Source organism: Mesorhizobium sp. M0518 (assembly GCF_040321125.1).
GTDB lineage: Bacteria > Pseudomonadota > Alphaproteobacteria > Rhizobiales > Rhizobiaceae > Mesorhizobium.
This window is the reverse complement of record NZ_JAMYQY010000011.1, coordinates 172,244-190,958: the sequence shown is the minus strand read 5'-3', so window position 1 is coordinate 190,958 and position 18,715 is coordinate 172,244. Positions and strand designations below refer to the sequence as shown.

Annotated in this window: 17 protein-coding genes; 6 read left to right on the top strand and 11 right to left on the bottom strand. The window is 63.9% G+C overall.

Annotated features, from left to right (window positions below; genetic code table 11):
- Positions 1-33 precede the first annotated feature (33 nt).
- Both xseA and NKI66_RS18095 read left to right on the top strand, forming a co-directional pair.
- Positions 34-1,665: an exodeoxyribonuclease VII large subunit gene (gene xseA / locus NKI66_RS18100; RefSeq protein WP_352440707.1), complete on the top strand. Its 1,632-nt coding sequence runs from the start codon at positions 34-36 to the stop codon at positions 1,663-1,665.
- A 4-nt stretch (positions 1,666-1,669) separates the two neighbouring features.
- Positions 1,670-2,788: a DmpA family aminopeptidase gene (locus NKI66_RS18095; protein ID WP_352440708.1), complete on the top strand. Its 1,119-nt coding sequence runs from the start codon at positions 1,670-1,672 to the stop codon at positions 2,786-2,788.
- A 53-nt stretch (positions 2,789-2,841) separates the two neighbouring features.
- On the opposite strand, the gene NKI66_RS18090 is transcribed toward NKI66_RS18095, so the two are convergent.
- The 11 genes from NKI66_RS18090 to ehuR all read right to left on the bottom strand — a co-directional run bounded on the left by NKI66_RS18090 (position 2,842) and on the right by ehuR (position 13,846).
- Positions 2,842-3,162 (bottom strand): hypothetical protein, encoded by a 321-nt coding sequence (locus NKI66_RS18090; protein WP_245273059.1) that lies wholly within the window; start codon positions 3,160-3,162, stop codon positions 2,842-2,844.
- Between the two features lie 404 nt (positions 3,163-3,566).
- Positions 3,567-4,565, bottom strand: a complete 999-nt coding sequence (doeB, locus tag NKI66_RS18085) for a N(2)-acetyl-L-2,4-diaminobutanoate deacetylase DoeB (RefSeq protein WP_023809041.1) — start codon at positions 4,563-4,565, stop codon at positions 3,567-3,569.
- A 5-nt stretch (positions 4,566-4,570) separates the two neighbouring features.
- Positions 4,571-5,749 (bottom strand): ectoine hydrolase DoeA, encoded by a 1,179-nt coding sequence (gene doeA / locus NKI66_RS18080; RefSeq protein WP_023809042.1) that lies wholly within the window; start codon positions 5,747-5,749, stop codon positions 4,571-4,573.
- A gap of 151 nt (positions 5,750-5,900) precedes the next feature.
- Entirely contained in the window at positions 5,901-6,893 is a 993-nt protein-coding gene (gene eutC, locus NKI66_RS18075) for an ectoine utilization protein EutC (protein WP_352440709.1), read from the bottom strand.
- A 232-nt stretch (positions 6,894-7,125) separates the two neighbouring features.
- On the bottom strand, positions 7,126-8,118 hold the full coding sequence (gene eutB / locus NKI66_RS18070; RefSeq protein WP_352440710.1) for a hydroxyectoine utilization dehydratase EutB: 993 nt from the start codon (positions 8,116-8,118) through the stop codon (positions 7,126-7,128).
- A 186-nt stretch (positions 8,119-8,304) separates the two neighbouring features.
- Positions 8,305-9,081: an ectoine utilization protein EutA gene (gene eutA, locus NKI66_RS18065; protein WP_352440711.1), complete on the bottom strand. Its 777-nt coding sequence runs from the start codon at positions 9,079-9,081 to the stop codon at positions 8,305-8,307.
- A gap of 3 nt (positions 9,082-9,084) precedes the next feature.
- Positions 9,085-9,744, bottom strand: a complete 660-nt coding sequence (gene ehuD, locus NKI66_RS18060; protein WP_352440712.1) for an ectoine/hydroxyectoine ABC transporter permease subunit EhuD — start codon at positions 9,742-9,744, stop codon at positions 9,085-9,087.
- Between the two features lie 34 nt (positions 9,745-9,778).
- Positions 9,779-10,438 carry an ectoine/hydroxyectoine ABC transporter permease subunit EhuC gene (gene ehuC, locus NKI66_RS18055; protein WP_023809047.1) on the bottom strand — a complete coding sequence of 220 codons (660 nt, stop codon included), beginning with the start codon at positions 10,436-10,438 and terminating at the stop codon, positions 9,779-9,781.
- A gap of 172 nt (positions 10,439-10,610) precedes the next feature.
- A complete protein-coding gene (ehuB, locus tag NKI66_RS18050; protein WP_023809048.1) occupies positions 10,611-11,462 on the bottom strand; it encodes an ectoine/hydroxyectoine ABC transporter substrate-binding protein EhuB in 852 nt (283 codons plus the stop codon).
- Between the two features lie 87 nt (positions 11,463-11,549).
- Complete coding sequence (gene ehuA / locus NKI66_RS18045) at positions 11,550-12,335, bottom strand: ectoine/hydroxyectoine ABC transporter ATP-binding protein EhuA (protein WP_023809049.1); 786 nt, start codon at positions 12,333-12,335, stop codon at positions 11,550-11,552.
- Between the two features lie 125 nt (positions 12,336-12,460).
- Positions 12,461-13,846 carry a MocR-like ectoine utilization transcription factor EhuR gene (ehuR, locus tag NKI66_RS18040; RefSeq protein WP_023809050.1) on the bottom strand — a complete coding sequence of 462 codons (1,386 nt, stop codon included), beginning with the start codon at positions 13,844-13,846 and terminating at the stop codon, positions 12,461-12,463.
- A gap of 81 nt (positions 13,847-13,927) precedes the next feature.
- Here ehuR and NKI66_RS18035 point away from each other — a divergent pair, with 81 nt between their 5' ends.
- The 4 genes from NKI66_RS18035 (at position 13,928) to NKI66_RS18020 (ending at position 18,709) form a co-directional block, all read left to right on the top strand.
- Positions 13,928-14,419, top strand: coding sequence for an Lrp/AsnC family transcriptional regulator (locus tag NKI66_RS18035; RefSeq protein ID WP_023809051.1), 492 nt, complete (start codon positions 13,928-13,930; stop codon positions 14,417-14,419).
- A 129-nt stretch (positions 14,420-14,548) separates the two neighbouring features.
- A complete protein-coding gene (locus NKI66_RS18030; protein WP_352752459.1) occupies positions 14,549-16,042 on the top strand; it encodes an NAD-dependent succinate-semialdehyde dehydrogenase in 1,494 nt (497 codons plus the stop codon).
- Positions 16,043-16,217: 175 nt separating this feature from the next.
- On the top strand, positions 16,218-17,597 hold the full coding sequence (locus NKI66_RS18025; RefSeq protein ID WP_352752457.1) for an aspartate aminotransferase family protein: 1,380 nt from the start codon (positions 16,218-16,220) through the stop codon (positions 17,595-17,597).
- An 8-nt stretch (positions 17,598-17,605) separates the two neighbouring features.
- Positions 17,606-18,709: an alcohol dehydrogenase family protein gene (locus NKI66_RS18020; protein WP_352752455.1), complete on the top strand. Its 1,104-nt coding sequence runs from the start codon at positions 17,606-17,608 to the stop codon at positions 18,707-18,709.
- The last annotated feature ends 6 nt before the right edge of the window (positions 18,710-18,715 follow it).

The window sequence follows — 18,715 nt, the reverse complement described above, 5'->3', positions numbered from 1 at the left end:
GACGCGGGCGCCCAACCGTTCCCCAATCGGCCGATGAGCGAAGCAGCATCCGAATCACGCACCAACGCCGCCGAATATACGGTGAGCGAGATTTCCGGCGCGCTGAAGCGCACGGTCGAGGACGTTTTCGGCAATGTGCGGGTGCGTGGCGAAATATCAGGCTATCGCGGGCCGCATTCCTCAGGTCATGCCTATTTCGCGCTGAAGGACGACCGCGCCCGGCTCGACGCCGTGGTGTGGAAAGGCACGATGAGCCGGCTGAAATTCCGTCCCGAAGAGGGCATGGAGGTGATCGCCACCGGTAAGCTCACCACCTATCCCGGCAAGTCCAACTACCAGATCGTCATCGACAATCTGGAGCCTGCCGGCGCCGGCGCGCTGATGGCGCTGCTGGAGGAGCGCAAGCGGCGGCTACAGGCCGAGGGGCTGTTCGATGCCGGCCGCAAGCGGTTGCTGCCATTCATGCCGCGCATCATCGGCGTCGTCACCTCGCCGACAGGATCCGTCATCCGAGACATCATCCACCGCATCAAGGACCGCTTTCCGCTGCACATCCTGGTCTGGCCGGTGCGTGTTCAGGGCGAGATGTCAGGCGCGGAAGTGACTGCTGCGGTCAACGGCTTCAACGCGCTGGCATGGGATGGCGCCATCCAGCGTCCCGATCTGTTGATCGTGGCGCGTGGCGGCGGCAGCCTCGAAGACCTCTGGGGCTTCAACGACGAGGCGCTCGCCCGCGCGGTTGCCGCTTCCGGCATTCCGGTGATCTCGGCTGTCGGCCACGAGACCGACTGGACGCTGATCGACCTCGTTGCCGATGTGCGGGCGCCGACGCCGACGGGTGCGGCCGAAATCGCTGTGCCGGTGAAGGCGGACCTTGAAGCAACGCTTGCCAGCCTCGGTGCGCGGCTGAAAGCGGCGGTCCTGCGCAATTTCGAGCGCAAACGGCAGGCTGCTCGTGCGGCGGCCCGCGCACTGCCTTCGCCCGACCAATTGCTGGCGCTGCCGCGCCGACGCCTCGATGAGGCGACATCCAGGCTCGGCCGGGGCCTGTTGGTCTCCACCGAACGTAAGCGTGCAAGGTTTTTTGCCGTAAAGCTGACACCGGCAATGCTGTCGCAGCGCATTGCCGAGGCGCGGCGCACCAACGAACGCAATCTTTTGCGAGCACAAGGGGCATTGCGAACGTTGGCAAGAGCCCGGCGTGCGGAGCTTAACCGAGCGGCGGATCAATTGCCAAAATGTGCCAGGGCATCGCTGCAGCGGCACAAGCAGCAATTGACCATGCTGCAAGGCCGCATCACGATCGAGCCGACGGCACGGCGGCAACGCGTGCAGAGGGATTTGCTGACAGCTTTGACAAGACGCGGCACGCAAGCAGTGGTGCTCAGGCTGGAGCGCCTGCGCGGCCGCGTCGTCCAGGCCGACAGGCTGATGGCAACACTGTCGCACAAGGCCGTCCTGGCGCGCGGCTTTGCGCTGGTGAGGGATGCGGATGGCGCGGTGATCAAGCAGGCTGCCGATGTGGCGTCGGGAATGGCGCTTTCGCTCGAGTTCGCCGACGGCACCGCCGATGCGGTGGCGATCAGCGGCACGGCAAAACCGAAAGCCGTGGCCAAGCCGGCGGCCAAGGCCAAAGAGCCTGGCAATCAGGGATCCCTGTTCTGACACCATGACCGACAATCCGCATCATCTGACAACGCCCTCAGGCAAACCGCGCGCGCGGAATTTCGGCATCGGCTTCGACGGGCGGCCCGGACCGTTCAATGCGATCACCGACGTGCCCGGCGTGGCTGTCGGCTATGCGACGCTGATCTCGGGCGATGGCGCGCTTGTCGTCGGCGGGGGACCAGTGCGCACCGGCGTGACCGCGATCCTGCCCAGGCCGCTCGCCGACCTCGCCACGCCGGTCTTCGCCGGCATCTTCAGCCAGAACGGAAACGGCGAACTGACCGGCTCGCACATCGTCGAGGAAACCGGGGCTTTCAACTTCCCGATCACCATCACCAACACGCATTCCTGCGGTGTTTCACGCGACGGCACGCTGCGCTGGATGCAAAGCGTGCTGCCGGCAGCGCTCGACAGCGGCTGGGGGCTGCCGGTGGCGGCGGAGACCTATGACGGCTTCCTCAACGACATCAACGGTCACCATTTGACGTCAGCGCATGTTGCGCAGGCCCTCGACGGCGCCGCCGGCGGACCGATCGAGGAAGGCAGCGTCGGCGGCGGTACCGGCATGATCACTTTCGGCTTCAAGGCCGGCTCCGGCACCGCATCGCGCATCGTCGAATGGCACGGCCGTGCCTACACCGTCGGCGCCTTCGTGCAGTCTAATTTTGGAAAACGGCGCAATATCACCATTCGCGGCCTGCGCGTCGGGCCGGAACTCGTCGAGCCGGCGGTCCGCGAAGGCACACCGCGTGCTGAAAAGGGCTCGATCATTGCCGTCGTCGCCACCGACGCACCGTTCCTGCCGCATCAGATGAAGCGGCTGGCCCGCCGGGTGCCGCTCGGCGTCGCCATGACCGGCGGCTTCGGCTATCACAGCTCAGGCGACATTTTTATCGCCTTCTCAACCGCCAATGCGAGCGCAGCGCTGGCGCCCTCCGGCCGCATCGCCAGCGCCAATTTTATTCCGGACACCGATATCGATCCGTTTTTCGATGCGGTGATCCAGACCGTGGAGGAAGCAATCCTCAACGCGGTGGTTGCCAACGACGATATGACCGGACGCGACGGAAATTTCGTGCCGGCGCTGCCGAAGGCGTGGCTGAAGGAGAAGTTTGGCTGAAGACAAAAACGCGGGCCAGAAGCCCGCGCTGGAACAACGTCGCCGCTATGCGATCATTCCGCGGCTTTTCCGGGGGGCTGCTGGCTTTCCTCGGCCTCGGCGGCTTCCTCAAGCCGGGATGCGATAAGTTCCTGGATATCGCCGACTTCTTCCTGGATGTCCTCCAGCGGGATGCCGACCTCGGCCGCCTCGGCGGCGCACTCCTTGGCCAGGGTTTCGGCCTGCTTGTCGATCCTTGCCTGGGAGGACTGGCAATGGACCTTTTCGCCGATCCATCCCCGCAAGAATTCGATGGCGTGTTCACTCATACTGCTGTTCCCTGGCGGCAAAGCCGGTTGGTAATCATAAACGTCGACATCCCGCAAAGGATGCATGTCCCCATTCCAGCCGAGTCGCGGTCGGCCGGCAAGCCAATGCCGTCCAAGGTCCACAGAGCCATAGGAAATCGAGGGGTCAAGAGCATTTTCTGATTCTGGAGGAGTCGGTACCGTTGGCTAGGTCACGCCCAGCGCTGCGCCACTGTTTCTATTTGCTTTTTTCCGGTTTCCGAGCCGATTTCCGTCACAATAGATGGCGCAACATACTACACATTCACAGTTGCTTCGAGGTGTGGCCCTCGAGCGCGCGGGTCGAAGCCGCCGCTATATAGTGACATCCTCCTGCAATGTCGACTCCGCTCGCCATGCTGCTTCTTTCCGCCGCGCCGAAGGCTCCGCAACGGACCAAGAGCAAGTGACGATGGACGCGAACGGGGTGGAGCAAGCCTCGGCGGAATCGCTCAGACGGGCACAGCCACCACCGCCGCGCAGTCGCCGGCCTTGACCAGCCCGGGGAAATGCCGCGCCGCCAGCATGCCCGACATTTTTGCCTGGATCTCCTGCGGGGCGATGCCGGTGCGGCCGGTGGAATGGATGCGCGCCAGCACCGCGCCCTTTTCGACGGGTTCACCGAGATCGACCATGGTTTCGATCATGCCGTCATCTTCGGCGAAGGAGAAACAATCGCCCGATGGCATATCCAACCACTGGGTTGAGGTCTTCTCCACCGCACCGGCGACAATGCCGGCGTGGCGCAGCACGTTGAGAATGCCGTGCCGCGCGATCCGCACGGTTTGCGCGCGCGACGTGCCGCCGCCGCCAAGCTCGGTGCTGACGAAGACCTTGCCCATCTCCTCGGCTGCCGTGTCATACATGCCGATGGCGTCGATTTCGATCATGCGCATCGAGAACGGGGCGGCGAAGGCTGCGACCGCGTCGAAGGCTTTCTGTTCCAGCGCCTTGTCGGGCAAGGTGTGCGCGGCGCAGAACGGCACGAAGTCCAGCGTCTTGCCGCCGGAATGGAAGTCGAACACGATGTCGGCGCGGGGGAGCAGCTCACGCTGGAAATAGTCGGCGATCTTTTCGGTCACCGTTCCGTCCGGCCGGCCGGGAAAGCTGCGGTTCATGTTGCCCTTGTCGATCGGCGAGGTGCGCTTGCCGGCACGGAAGGCCGGATAGTTCATTGCCGGCACGATGATCACCGTGCCGCTGACATCTTTCGGGTCGAGCGTGCGGGCGAGATCGTAAAGGGCCAGCGGTCCCTCATACTCATCGCCATGGTTGCCCCCGGTCAGCAGCGCTGCCGGCCCGTTGCCGTTGCGGATGACGCAGATCGGGATCATCACCGAGCCCCACGCGGAATCGTCGCGGCTGTAGGGCAAGCGCAGGAAACCGTGCTGGATGCCGTCGCGGTCGAAATCGACGGTCGGCGCGATCGGCGACGGGCGGGTGCTGGACATCGGGCTCAATCCTTCACCGCCAGCTTACGCGGCACATTGGCCAGGCACTCTACACCGGTTTCGGTGATCAGGATGGACTCGGTGATTTCCAGTCCCATCGTTTCCAGCCACAGGCCGGTCATGAAATGGAAGGTCATGCCGGGCTTGAGTTCGGTGCGGTCGCCGGGACGCAGGCTCATCGTGCGCTCGCCCCAGTCCGGCGGATAGGACAGTCCGATCGAATAGCCGGTGCGGTTGTCCTTGATGATGCCGTATCGCTTGAGGACACCGAAGAAGGCGTTGGCAATGTCCTCGCAGGCGTTGCCGGGTTTCGCCGCGGCCAGCCCCGCTTCCATGCCTTCCAGCGTCGCCTTCTCGGCATCGAGGAATTCCTGCGTCGGCTTGCCGAGGAAGACGGTGCGCGACAGCGGGCAGTGATAGCGATTGTAGCAGCCGGCAATCTCGAAGAAGGTGCCCTCGCCCCGCTTCATCGGTCTGTCATCCCAGGTCAGATGCGGCGCCGAGGCATCGGCACCCGACGGCAGCAGCGGCACGATCGCCGGATAATCACCGCCGATACCGTCGACGCCGCGCGTGCCGGCATCATAGATTTCGGCAACGAGATCGCATTTGCGCATGCCGACCTCGATCTTGTCGAAGATGCGCTGGTGCATCGCTTCGACGATGCGGGCCGCCTTGCGCATATAGTCGATCTCGGTCGGGCTCTTCACCGCACGCTGCCAGTTGACCAGCGCGGTGGCATCGACAAAGCGGGCATTGGGCAAATGCTTCTGCAGCGACGCGAAGGCGGCCGCCGAGAACCAGTAATTGTCCATTTCGACGCCGACTGTCAGCTTGCCCCAGCCGCGATCCGCAAGCACGCTCGCCAAAAAATCCATCGGGTGGCGCTCGGTCGACTGCACATAGTGGTCGGCATAGCCGACGATGTTGTCGTGCGCGAGATAGGCGGTGCGCTTGGCGCCGTTGGCGTCCTGGCCGCGGCCGTACCAGACCGGCTCGCCCGAAGGCGGCACGATAACCGCCTGGTGCACATAGAACGACCAGCCATCATAGCCGGTCAACCAGGCCATATTGGAAGGATCGCTGATAACAAGAAGATCGACGCCCTTCACCTCCATGGCTTTGCGCGTTTTGGCGAGACGATCCGCAAATTCGCCGCGCGAGAACTTCAGGTTCGGTTGCATTGTTCTTGGTCCTCGTTTGTTGGGCCTTGCGGCCGGTATCAGCTTTGAATCCAACTCGTCGTTCTTGTTTGAGAGTGATCTCTGGACAAAACGGAAACTGTTTGTCCGAGAAAACCTGTTCCCACTTTTCCGGATCACGCTTTGGCCAGCATCAGCTTTCGAAAATCGTTCCGGAGTTGGCCACCCTCGCGCGATCTCGAGCGAGCGTGGCGATCGCCGTGTCCTGGACGCCAGTGCCGGTGAGGTCGGCGATGGTGATGTCGCTGGCCGAGCGCCGGCCATGTTTTTCGCCGGCGATGATCTGGCCGAGTTCGGTCACCTCTTCCTCGGCGGCCATCACGCCCGCCGCGATGGCATGGTGCAGCTCACCCAACCGCCTTGTCTGGCGGGCACTGTCGGCGACATAGAGATCGGCCATGCGCAGGATTGCCGGCGCGATCTCGTTCTTATGCTCGGCGTCGGAACCCATCGCGGTGATGTGCTGGCCGGCGGAAACGAATCCCGCCTTGATCAGCGGCTCGGTCGAAGGCGTGGTGGTGACGATGATGTCGGCGCCGGCGACCGCGTTTGCCGCGTCGGATTCAGCGCGCACGACGATGCCGATCTTTTCGCGCAGGGCTCCGGCGGTCGCCTCGGCCTTTGCCGCATCGCGCGCCCAGATGCGCGCCTCGGCAATCGGCCGCACCAGCATGAGGGATTCCAATTGCAATCCGGCCTGGACGCCGGCGCCGAAGATCGCGGCAACGGACGAGTCCTGCCGCGACAGATGTTTGGCGGCGACGGCGCCGGCGGCAGCCGTGCGGACGTCGGTGAGATAGCCATTGTCGAGCAACAGCGCCTCGACTAGGCCGGTCTTGGCCGAAAGCAGCACCATCATGCCGTTGACGCTGGGCAGGCCGAGCTTCGGATTGTCGAAGAAGCCGGGGCTGATCTTGATGGCGAAGCCGTCAATGCCCGGCACATAGGCTGTCTTCACGTCGACCTCGCCGTGGTACTCGGGAATGTCGAGCCGCAGGATCGGCGGCATCGCCACCGGCAGGGTAGCGAGCGCGCGGAAAGCGTTTTCAATGCAGGCGACGGCATCGAGATCGAGTGTCACGATCGCCCGCAACTCTTTCTCGGTAAGGATGGTCATCCGGCTCATGCGGCGCGCTCCGGAGTGGCAAGCTCTGCAAAGGACAGCGTTCTGTCACACCCCCCTCTGTCCTGCCGGACATCTCCCCCGCAAGGGGGGAGATTGGACTTCATCTTTGCCTTCGCCAATCTCAGACGCCGCAAGAAAAGCGGCAGCATCGAAGCTGCCGATCTCCCCCCTTGCGGGGGAGATGTCCGGCAGGACAGAGGGGGGTGTGAAGAAACTCGGCGTGAAAGACGTTTCATCCGGCGCGACCCGCATTTATCGAAGTGTCACCGCAGACGATTTTCCGATGCAGCTCCATATCAATGTTTCGGCCAGAAAGAAGCACAACCACCGGCCCGTTCGCCGTAATCTTGCCGGCGAGCAGTGCGGCGATGCCGACCGCGCCGGCGCCCTCGACGATCTCGCGCTCCTGCGCATAGGCGTGGCGGATGCCGGCGGCGATCTCGTCTTCGCTGAGCAGGACGACATCGTCGAGCAGGTCGCGGCACATGGCGAAGGTCAGCCGGTTGTCGAGGCCGATGCCACCACCGAGCGAATCCGCCAGCGTCGGCAATTCTTCCACCAGCACCGGCTGGCCCGCATCGAGGCTGGCCTTCATCGCCGCGCCACGCGCCATCGAGACACCGACGACTTTTGTCCGGGGGCTGACGCCTTTGATGGCTGTAGCAACCCCTGATGCGAGCCCACCGCCGGAGATCTGGGCCAGAACGAGGGCGGCATCCGGGACCTGCTCGATCATCTCAAGCCCGAGCGTGCCTTGCCCGGCGATAATGTCGGGATGGTCGAAGGGCGGCAGCATAACCAGCCCCTCTTGCGCCACCAGCCGATCGACCTCCTGCTGGGCATCGTCCTGGCTGTCGCCGACGATGCGGACTTCCGCGCCAAGCCGGCGGATCTCGTCGAGCTTGTTGCCGGGCACCAGGCGCGACATGCAGATTACGGCGCGCATGCCCTCAAGCTTCGTCGCATGCGCCAGCGCGCGGCCGTGATTGCCGGTCGAGGCCGCGACCACGCCCCGCGCCTTCTGTTCGGCGTTCAACGAGGCGACGGCGTTCGAGGCGCCACGCAGCTTGAAGCTGCCGGTGGTCTGGCGATGCTCGAGCTTGAGGTGAACGGGGACGCCGAACTGTTCCGAGAGGCTGTGGGACAAGACGGTTGGCGTGCGCTCGACTTTACCAGCGATACGCTCACGGGCGGTACGGATGTCGGTGAGAATGACGGCGGGCATCACGAAACGCCCCCCTCTGGCCTGCCGGCCATCTCCCCCTCAAGGGGGGAGATTAGCGGCTGCAACACCTTCGCCAATTGTCGATGTTGCAGGAAGAGCGGTGACGCATGAACTGCCAATCTCCCCCCTTGAGGGGGAGATAGCCGGCAGGCCAGAGGGGGGTGCTCGCTCACACTGGACATAATCTTACTGAACCAAGGGCAACGTCATCAGCCGCCCGAACTCAGGATGCGGCGCCTCATCCCCGCACAATCTCAGGCAGTTCCAGGCGGTCGCCTGGTTGCTGGTCACCACGGGACGTCCAATAGAATTTTCCATGCCGGTGACCGCGAGGGCGCTACGCAGCGCCGTGCACGACACGAACAGCGCATCGGCGCTGGCGTCGGTCGCTTCACGCGCCAGGTCGACAAGCGTTGCCGGTGCGATGCGTGCCATCTCGCGGTCGTCCTCGAAGCCGAGGCAGGTGAAGCTGACGATCTCGAAGCCGCGCGCGGCGAAATAGGCGGCCATCGGCCTGGATGTCTCGACCGTGTAGGGAGTGAGAATGCTGATCTTGTTTGCGCCCAGAGCACGCAGCCCGCGCACGCCCGCCATCGGCGGTGTGACCACCGGCACGCCGGGCTTTGCGACCTGGATCGCCGCCTCGATCTCGGCATCGCCGATCACCACCGAGGCCGAAGTGCAGGAATAGCAGATGGCATCGAGCTTCTCGTCCGGCAGGATCAGGGCCGCGCCCGCCGTCAGCGCCGGCTGCATCTTGCGCAGGTTTTCAGGCGTCGTCGGGTTGGCATAGGGAATGCGCGCGACATAGACGCCGACCCGCTCGCCCGCCACCATGCGGCGGAAATCCGGTTCGCTGGTATGGTCGGTGGCCAGGATAATCAGGCCGACGCGCCGCTCCAGCGGGCGCGCATCCAGCGCCGACCGTTTCGGGTAGACCTTGATCTCGGGCAAGGGTTTCATCGGCTACCTCTCGATCTTGCCGTAGCGGCGTTCCAGCCAGCGCAGCAGCACGACCGAAAACAGACTGATGACCAGGAAGAAAGCACCGACCAGGGTGATCGGCTCGATATAGCGATAGTAGGTGTTGGCGACGCTTTTGGCCTGGTTCATCAGTTCCAGCACGGTGATTGCCGACAGCAGCGGCGTTTCCTTGAACATGGCGATGAAGTAATTGGCGAGCGCCGGTATCATCGGCGGGATAGCCTGCGGAATGATGATGTTGGTCCAGGTCTGCGTGGCGCTCAGATTGCACGCCTTGGCCGCTTCCCACTGGCCGCGCGGCACATTGTCGATGCCGGCGCGATAAACTTCCGCCGTGTAGGTGCCGTAGTGCAGCCCGAGCCCGATGACACCGGCGACCAGCGGCGGCAGCAGGATGCCGATGTCGGGCAGCACGTAGAAAATGAAATAGAGCTGCACCAGCAATGGCGTGCCGCGGATGAACTCTGCGAGGAAGCCGACCGTGCGCGACAGCGCTTTGTTGGGCGAGCGGCGCGCAAGCGCAATGCCAAGCCCGACGATCGCCGCCAGCACCGAGCCGAGCAGCGTCGCCAGGATGGTGATCTTCACCCCCTGGATCAGCGTCGGCATGATTTCCCAGACGAAGTTCCAATCCCACTCCATCAGCAAGCCCAATTTGTCAGAAGGGAATTGGCCATCAGGCACGCACCCCATCGAGGCCGCGCGCCATGCGTCGTTCCAGCGAGCGCACGCCCCACGAGATGAGCAGGGCGAGGACGAAATAGATGATCAGGATGGTGGTGAACGGCACCAGGGTGTTGCCGGTCTGGGCGCGCACCACCTGCGCCTGGAAGGTCAGGTCGGTGAGCGAGATCAGCGACACCACGGCGGTCGCCTTGAGCAATTCGATGGCATTGTTGCCAAAAGTCGGCAGCATCACCAGCAGCGCCTGCGGCAGGATGATGTGGCGCATGCCTTGCCAGCGGCCGAGATTGAGCGCTGTGCAGGCCTCATACTGTTCGCGGCCGATCGACTGGATGGCGCCACGCACCACTTCGGCGGCATAGGCGCCGACATTGAGGCCGAGCGCCAGCACGCCGGCCTGCAACGGGGTCAGCGAAATGCCGATGAAGGGCAGCACGAAATAGGCCCAGAACAACTGCACGAAGATCGAGGTGCCGCGGAAGAATTCGATGTAGGCGGTAGCCAGCGCGCGCAGCACGAAGAAACGCGACAGCCGCCCCATTCCGGCAAGAAAGGCCATGAACAGCGCAAGCACCGACCCCATCAGCGTCAGCTCGATGGTGACAAGCGCTCCCTGCAATATCAGGCCGAAATAGCCGGACCACTGGGTCATCTAATGTACTGTTCCACCTGGACGTTTGGTCGAAGCCCCCTCACCCGGCCTCCGCTACGCTCGGCCGACCTCTCCCCGGCGGGGAGAGGAGACCACCAGCGTCGGCGCCAGCCTCTTCTCCCCAGCCGGGAGAAGGTGGCCCGAAGGGCCGGATGAAGGGGTCTTCCTTACTTCACTTCGCCGCGCAGAGCTTGTCGCGGCTGGTCGACATCGCGGCCGCCGCCGAGAAGCCGTAGGGCTCGATGATCTTGGCGAACTCGCCTGATTTCTTCATCTTGGCCAGTTCTACGTCGAAGGCGTCGCGCAGTGCCTCGTCGCCCTTCTTGAAGGCGGCGCCGTCGCAATAGACCGGTGCGCCCTGCACCGGAGCGATGACTTCGAGGTTCGGATCGTTGGCCTTCTTGACCAGATCATTGATCGACAGGACGGGCAGCGAATAAGCGTCGATGCGGCCATCCTGAAGCATCTTCACGCCGCTCTGGCCATCCGGCACGACGATGACGCGATCGCGTGGCACGCCGGCATTGAGGGCGAGCTTCTCCTCAGTGCCGCCGCCCGGCGCACCGATGGTCGCAGTCGTATCCTTGGCGACATCCTCATAGCTCTTGAAGCCCTTCGGATTGCCCTTCTTCACCAACATCGCCTCGGCATCGCAAAGCACCGGCTCGGAATAGACGACGGCGGCGCAGCGTTCCGGCTTCATGAACAGGCCGGCGGTGACGACATCGAAGCGACCGGCCTGCAGGCCAGGGATCATGGCGCCATATTCGGAGATCGAAGCGGCGACGTCGGCGACGCCGAGCCGCTTGAATATCTCGCGGGCCACATCAGGCGCGGCACCCGAAACCTTGCCGTCGGCGGCGACCGCCGTATAGGGCGGCTCGTTGGCGATGGCGAGGCGGGCGAAACCTTGCGCCTTGAGCTGTTCGAGCTTGCTGTCATCGGCCGAACCCACGTTCGAGGCGGCCAGCACCGCCGCCAACGCAAGGCTGGCGACGCCAGCCAGAATGCCAAGTTTTTTCATTGTTCCCAACTCCTTGTTTCTTGTCTTGCTTTGTTACGAGGCGGCTCTCGCCACCTCGGGACGACTTCGTCGCCTTGGGCATTGCGGTCAGACGCGATGTCCGGCCGCGATGATCTTCTTCAGGAAGCCTTGCGTGCGCTCCTGCTTGGGATTGCGGAAAATCTCGTCGGGCTTGCCCTCCTCGACGATCCTGCCACGATCGAAGAACAGCACCCGGTCGGCGAAATCATGGGCAAAGCCCATCTCGTGGGTGACCAGCAGCATGGTCATGTCGGTCTCGGCGGCAAGCTTGCGCATGACGTTCATCACCTCCTCGACCAGCTCCGGATCGAGCGCCGACGTCACCTCGTCGAACAGCATGATCTTTGGCGACAGCGCCAGCGCCCGGGCGATCGCCACGCGCTGCTTCTGCCCGCCGGAAAGCTGTGCCGGCATGCTTTTCGCCTTGTCGGCCATGCCGACCATCTCGAGCAGTTCCATCGCCCGCTTTTCGGCGGCCGCACGCGGCGTGCCCTTGGTCAGCATCGGCGCCAGCGTGACATTGTCCATGACGCATTTGTGCGGAAACAGGTTGAACAGCTGGAAGACCATGCCGATCTTCTGGCGCATCCTTGTCAGGTGTCGCTCATCGGCGGGCAGCAACTGGCCGTTGCGTTCCATGTGATAGAGCTGCTCACCGTCGATCTGGATATGACCGCCATCGATGCGCTCCAGCGTCATCAGGATGCGCAGGATTGTCGTCTTGCCCGAGCCCGACGGGCCGATCAGTGCCAGCTTTTCGCCAGGCATGACCTGCATCGACAGGCCGTCCAGCACTTTGAAAGTGCCGAAGCTTTTTGAAATGGCGTCGATCTTGATGATGGGCGTGGGCACTGCAGTTCCCCGTCCTGGAGAGGTCTATGCTCTTAACGATGCGGAACGCGCCAAATCATGTCAATTGAGAAAATAATATCATGACAATTATTTCTGATTCCGCACAATTTCCGAGCAACCCCAGCCTAGATAGCGAGCAGCAGGTGTTCCGGATCGCCAAGCAGCAGCTTGGTGACAACGCCGAGGCCGGCGCGCAGTTCCCCCTCGGTGGTCGAACCCAGCGAGATACGCACCGCCGGATGCCACGGCGCAGCCGAAATACGGAAGGACGTGCCGGGTGCAATCGCCACACCCTGCAGGCGGGCCTGGGCGACAAAGCTTTCCTCGGCGCGGTCGGCCGGCAGTTGCAGCCAGACATGCAGCCCGTCTCGCCGGGCGCGATAGCCGACCCCCGCCAGCACTTGCGCTGCAATATCCTGCCGGCGCCGCAAAGCCGCGCGCTGCCAGTGGACAAGCTCCATCGCCGTCCCGTCGGTCACCCATTTTGTGGCGATCTCGGCCACCAGCGGCGTCGCCATCCAGTTCGAAACCAGATGCCGGTTGGCGACGGCGGCGACATAGCGGTCGGGTGCGACGAGATAGCCGATGCGCAGCCCGGGCACGGTGATCTTGGTGAAGGAGGTGACGTAGAGCGTGCGCTCCGGCGCGAACGCGGCAACCGGCGGCGGCCGGTCTTCGACCAGCGGACCGAGCACATCGTTCTCGATGATAGCGATGTCGTGCTTGCGCGCAACCGCCGCGATCTGCTCGCGCCGCGCCGCATCCATCAACGTCGCCGTCGGGTTGATCACCGAGGGCTGCACGAAGACCGCGCGGATGTCGGAAAGCCGGCAGGCTTCGTCCAGCGCTTCCGGGATCAGGCCGTTGTCGTCGATCGGCAGGCCTTCCAGGTTGAAGCCGAGATAGCGTGCCAACGGCACCAGCGTATGGTGGCCGATCGCCTCGGTGGCGACCGTCGAGCCCGGCGGGGCGACACTCATCAGCGCTACCGTCATGCCGGCGGTGGCGCCGTTGGTCAGGCTGATGTTCTGCGCGGAGGTGTCGAGACCGCACAGTTTCAGCCATTCGACCGCCACCGCGCGGTGGCGCGGAAACACCATGTTGGGCCGAAACGACAGTGCCGAACTCGACGGCAGGTTCTCGGCCAGCCAGCCCAGCGCCTGCTTCAGCCGCTCCAGATGCATCGGCTCGCAGACCGGCTTCAGGATCGACAGATCGATGACTTCGCCGAGCCGCTCCGGCAGATAGGGCGGTTCCGGCTCGCGGCGCTGCGTCTGGACGAAGCTGCCGCGGCCGATCTCGCCCGAAATCAGCCCGCGGCGGATCAATTCCTCATAGGCGCGGCTCACCGTCTGCACAGAAAGCTTGAGGTCGTCGGCCAGACGTCGATGGGTCGGCAGCCGCGCGCCATTGGCGAGGCGCCCGTCATGGATGGCGCGCGCGAACTGGTCGGCCAGCGATTGATAGGCCGGGCGCCGGATGAGCGCGGGATCGGGTTGCCACAATGTCATGACTTATTAGAGATCGAAATCAGTGCAATTGACAATCGAAATAATGCGCCGTCATGGTACTCGGACGAAAAGTGAGCTCTGATGACATCCGCGAAACTCGACCCGATCGACCTGAAAATCCTCGACGCCATCCAGCGCGACGGACGCATCACCAAGTTGGCGCTGGCCGAGCAGGTCGGCCTGTCGCCGACGCCGTGCTGGATGCGGCTGCGCAAGCTGGAGAAGGCCGGCATCGTCTCGGGCTATCACGCCAGGATCGCCATGCGCGTCGTCGCACCCGTTGCCACCGTCCTGATGGAGGTGACGCTGGCAAACCACCGCCAGGCCGATTTCGACCGCTTCGAGCGCGTCATCCGCGATGTTCCCGAGATCGTCGCCTGCTGGTCTGTCGGCGGCGGCGTCGACTATGTGGTGAAGGTGATGGCGCGCGACATCGACGCCTATCAGCGGCTGGTCGATGGCTTGCTCGAACGGGAAATCGGCATCGACCGCTACTTCACCTACATCGTCACCAAGACGGTGAAGGACGAGATCGCGCTGCCCATAGCCGACCTGCTGCCGGCGTCGGCTTAAGGCGGAGAGATCATCTGTCGGGGCGGGACAAAAGAGAGAGTCTCTCTCCTTCGAGGCATCCAAACAGCCTCTCTATCTGCATCGGGCGGATAGTCTTCCCGCATCAGTCCGAACCGGGAGGTCTCGACCATGTCCGCGCATTTCGCCCGCTCGCATCGCCATGAAGCGCTCGACCGCCTGACCGACCGCCGGTTGCTGCGCGAACTCGCCTATGTCGATGGCCACTGGACCGCGAGCGAAGCCGCCGAGAGCTTCGAGGTCACCGATCCGGCCACCGGCGCCACTGTTGCTTTCGTCGCCGCGCTGGATGGCCGGCAGACGACAAGGGCGATCGATGCCGCCGCGCGCGCCTTTCCGGCCTGGCGGGCGCTGTTACCGCAGGAGCGCTCGAAAATCCTGCGAAAATGGTTCGAGTTGATCATCGGCGCCAAGGATGATCTGGCTCTGTTGATGACGCTGGAACAGGGCAAGCCGCTGCAGGAATCGCTGGGCGAGATCGACTACGCCGCCTCTTTCATCGAGTGGTATGCCGAGGAAGCAAAACGCCTGAACGCCGAGAGCGTCACCAGCCATCTGCCGAACGCCGAAATGATCGTGCGGCGCGAGCCGCTTGGTGTCGTCGGCGTCGTCACGCCGTGGAATTTTCCGTCGGCGATGCTGACCCGCAAGGCGGCCGCCGCCCTTGCCGCCGGCTGCACCATCATTGCGCATCCGTCCTCGGAAACGCCGCTGTCGGCGCTGGCGCTGGCCGAGCTCGGCGAACGCGCCGGCCTGTCCGCCGGCGTCTTCAACGTTATCACCGGCAAGGCTTCGACCATCGTCGGGCGGATGTGCGAAGATCCGCGCGTCCGAGCCATGAGTTTCACCGGGTCGACCGAGATCGGCAGGCTGATCGCCGCGCAAAGTGCGCCGACCATGAAAAGGCTGGTGATGGAGCTAGGCGGCCACGCGCCGCTGATCGTCTTTGCCGATGCCGATCTGGACAAGGCGGTTGATATCGCCATCGACGCCAAATTCGCCACGTCGGGCCAAGACTGCCTCGCCGCCAACCGCATTTACGTCCAGCGTCCGATCTACGATCGGTTCTGTGCCGCCTTCGCCAAGCGCATCGAGACGTTGCGGACCGGCAATGGCCTTGCTGATAGCACCGACATCGGCCCGCTGATGCACGAGCGTGCCGTCAAGAAGGTCGAGGAACAGGTCGCCGATGCCGTCGCTCACGGCGCGCGCTGCCTCACCGGGGGCAAGCGGCACCAGGCTGGCCCGCTGTTCTACCAGCCGACGCTGCTGGCCGATGTCAGCGATGAAGCGCTGATTATGCGCGAAGAAACGTTTGGGCCGGTTGCCGCCGTGACGCCGTTCGACAGCGAGGACGAAGTGATCGCCCGCGCCAATGCCACCGAATATGGCCTCGTCGCCTATGTCGTGACCGAGAATGGTGGCCGGCAGCAGCGCATGGGCCGCGCCCTCGATTACGGCATGGTCGCCATCAACCGCGTCAAGATCACCGGCGCGCCGATCCCGTTCGGCGGCGTCAAACAATCCGGCATCGGCCGCGAAGGTTCGCGCCACGGGCTCGAAGCTTTCACCGATCTCAAATATCTCTGCCTGGATGTAGCCTAAGATGTGCCGATATTCAGGTGATGCCGGCCTGCAAATGCCTGGCTTCTGCGCTTCCGGTGCTCACGTACTTGAGTACGCTGCGCTCCGGTTCTCGAAACCCGTCATTTTCGGCTCGGCCTGACCTGAATCTCGACACACCTTAAGTCGCGACAGATTTTCTCAAGGAGTCAAAAGAATGCTCGACCAGTCCAACGAACTCGCCGCCTGGGATCGCGACCACTTCTTCCATCCCTCGACGCATATGGGCACGCATGCGCGGGGCGAAAGCCCGACGCGTATCATGGCCGGCGGCGAAGGCGTCACCGTCTGGGACAACAATGGCAGGAAGAGCCTCGATGCCTTCGCCGGCCTCTATTGCGTCAATGTCGGCTACGGCCGCCAGAAGATCGCCGATGCCATCGCCGCCCAGGCGAAGAACCTCGCCTATTACCACGCCTATGTCGGCCATGGCACCGAGGCCTCGATCACGCTGGCCAAAATGATCATCGACCGTGCGCCGGAGGGCATGTCGCGGGTCTATTTCGGCCTCTCCGGTTCGGATGCCAACGAAACCAACATCAAGCTGATCTGGTACTACAATAACGTGCTGGGCCGGCCGGAGAAGAAGAAGATCATTTCGCGCTGGCGCGGCTATCACGGCTCGGGCGTGATGACCGGTTCGCTGACCGGGCTCGACCTGTTCCACAACGCCTTCGACCTGCCGCGCGCGCCGATCCTGCACACCGAGGCGCCCTACTACTTCCGCCGCGCCGACCGCTCGATGAGCGAGGAGCAATTTTCGCAGCATTGCGCCGACAAGCTCGAGGAGATGATCCTGGCTGAGGGCCCGGAAACGGTCGCTGCCTTCATCGGCGAGCCGATCCTGGGCACCGGCGGCATCGTGCCGCCGCCGGCCTTCTATTGGGAAAAGATCCAGGCGGTGCTGAAGAAGTATGATGTGCTGCTGGTCGCCGACGAAGTCGTGACCGGTTTCGGCCGTCTGGGCACCATGTTCGGCTCCGACCATTACGGCATTAGGCCGGACCTGATCACCATCGCCAAGGGCCTGACCTCGGCCTATGCGCCGCTGTCGGGCGTCATCGTCGCCGACAAGATGTGGCAAGTGCTGGTTGAGGGCTCCGACAAGCTCGGCTCGCTCGGCCATGGCTGGACCTATTCGGCGCATCCGATCTGCGTCGCCGCCGGCGTCGCCAATCTCGAACTGATCGACGAGATGGATCTTGTGACCAATGCCCGCGCGACCGGCGCCTATTTCCGCGCCGAACTGGCCAAGGCGGTCGGCGGCCACAGGAATGTCGGCGACGTGCGCGGCGACGGCATGCTGGCGGCGGTGGAGTTCGTCTCCGACAAGGACGACCGGGTGTTCTTCGACGCTTCGCTCAAGATCGGGCCGCAGGTGGCGACGGCGCTTGCCGCAAGCGGCGTCATCGGCCGCGCCATGCCGCAGGGCGACATTCTGGGCTTTGCGCCGCCGCTCTGCCTGACCCGCGAGGAAGCCGACATCGTCGTGTCGAAGACAGCCGATGCGGTGAAAAACGTGTTTGCCGATCTCTGAGAGTGACTATGAATGCCATGACCAGGACCCTCCCCGCCACCATGGCCGCCGTGCTGCTTACCGGGCACGGCGGACCGGAAAAACTCGTCTACCGCAGCGACGTGAAAGTGCCCTCGCCCGCTCCCGGTGAAGTGCTGGTCAAGGTCAGCGCTTGCGGGATGAACAACACCGATGTCTGGGTGCGCCAGGGCGCCTATGGCACGGAGGAGGACGCTGCCGCCGTGTCGACATGGCGCCGCCAGGGCAACACGCTTGTTTTCCCGCGCATCCAGGGCACGGACACCGTCGGTATCGTCGCCGCTGTCGGCGAAGGAGTGTCGCCGGACCGTATCGGCGAACGGGTGATGGTCGATTTCTCGATCTACAATCGCGACGACGATTCGCTCGCCGACATCGACTATATGGGCCACGGCCGCGATGGCGGTTACGCTGAATACCAGGCGGTGCCGGCCGAGAACGCTCATGTCATCGACACCGACATGAGCGATGTCGAACTCGCCACCTTCTGCTGCGCCTATCTGACGGGCGAGCAGATGCTGGAGCGCGCCGCGCTCAAGGCCGGCGAGCGCGTGCTGGTCACCGGCGCCTCGGGCGGCGTCGGCTCCGGCATCGTGCAATTGGCACGGGCGCGCGGCGCCATCCCCTATGCCGTCGTCGGCAAGGGCAAGGAGCAGGCGGTGCGCGACATCGGCGCAGAGGCTGTCATCACCCGTGGCGTTGCCGACCTGCCGCATGCCGTGAACGAGGCGACCGGAGGCCAGCCGATCGACGTTGTCGCCGACCTCGTTGGCGGTGCCATCTTCAATGACCTCCTGCGTATTCTCAGGCCCGAGGGCCGCTACACCACGGCTGGCGCAATCGCCGGCCCGGTCGTGCAGCTCGATCTCAGGACCATGTACCTGAAGCAATTGCAGTTGCATGGCTCGAGCCAAGGCACGCGCGCGGATTTCCGCCGCATCGTCGGGCACATCGAGGCGAAAAAGATCCGGCCGCTGGTCGGCGGCGTCTACAAGCTCTCCGATTTCCACCATGCGCAAGCGGATTTCATCGCCAAGGATTTCGTCGGCAAGCTGGTGGTGGTGCCGGATGCCATGTGGGGTTCGGCTATCTGAACGACC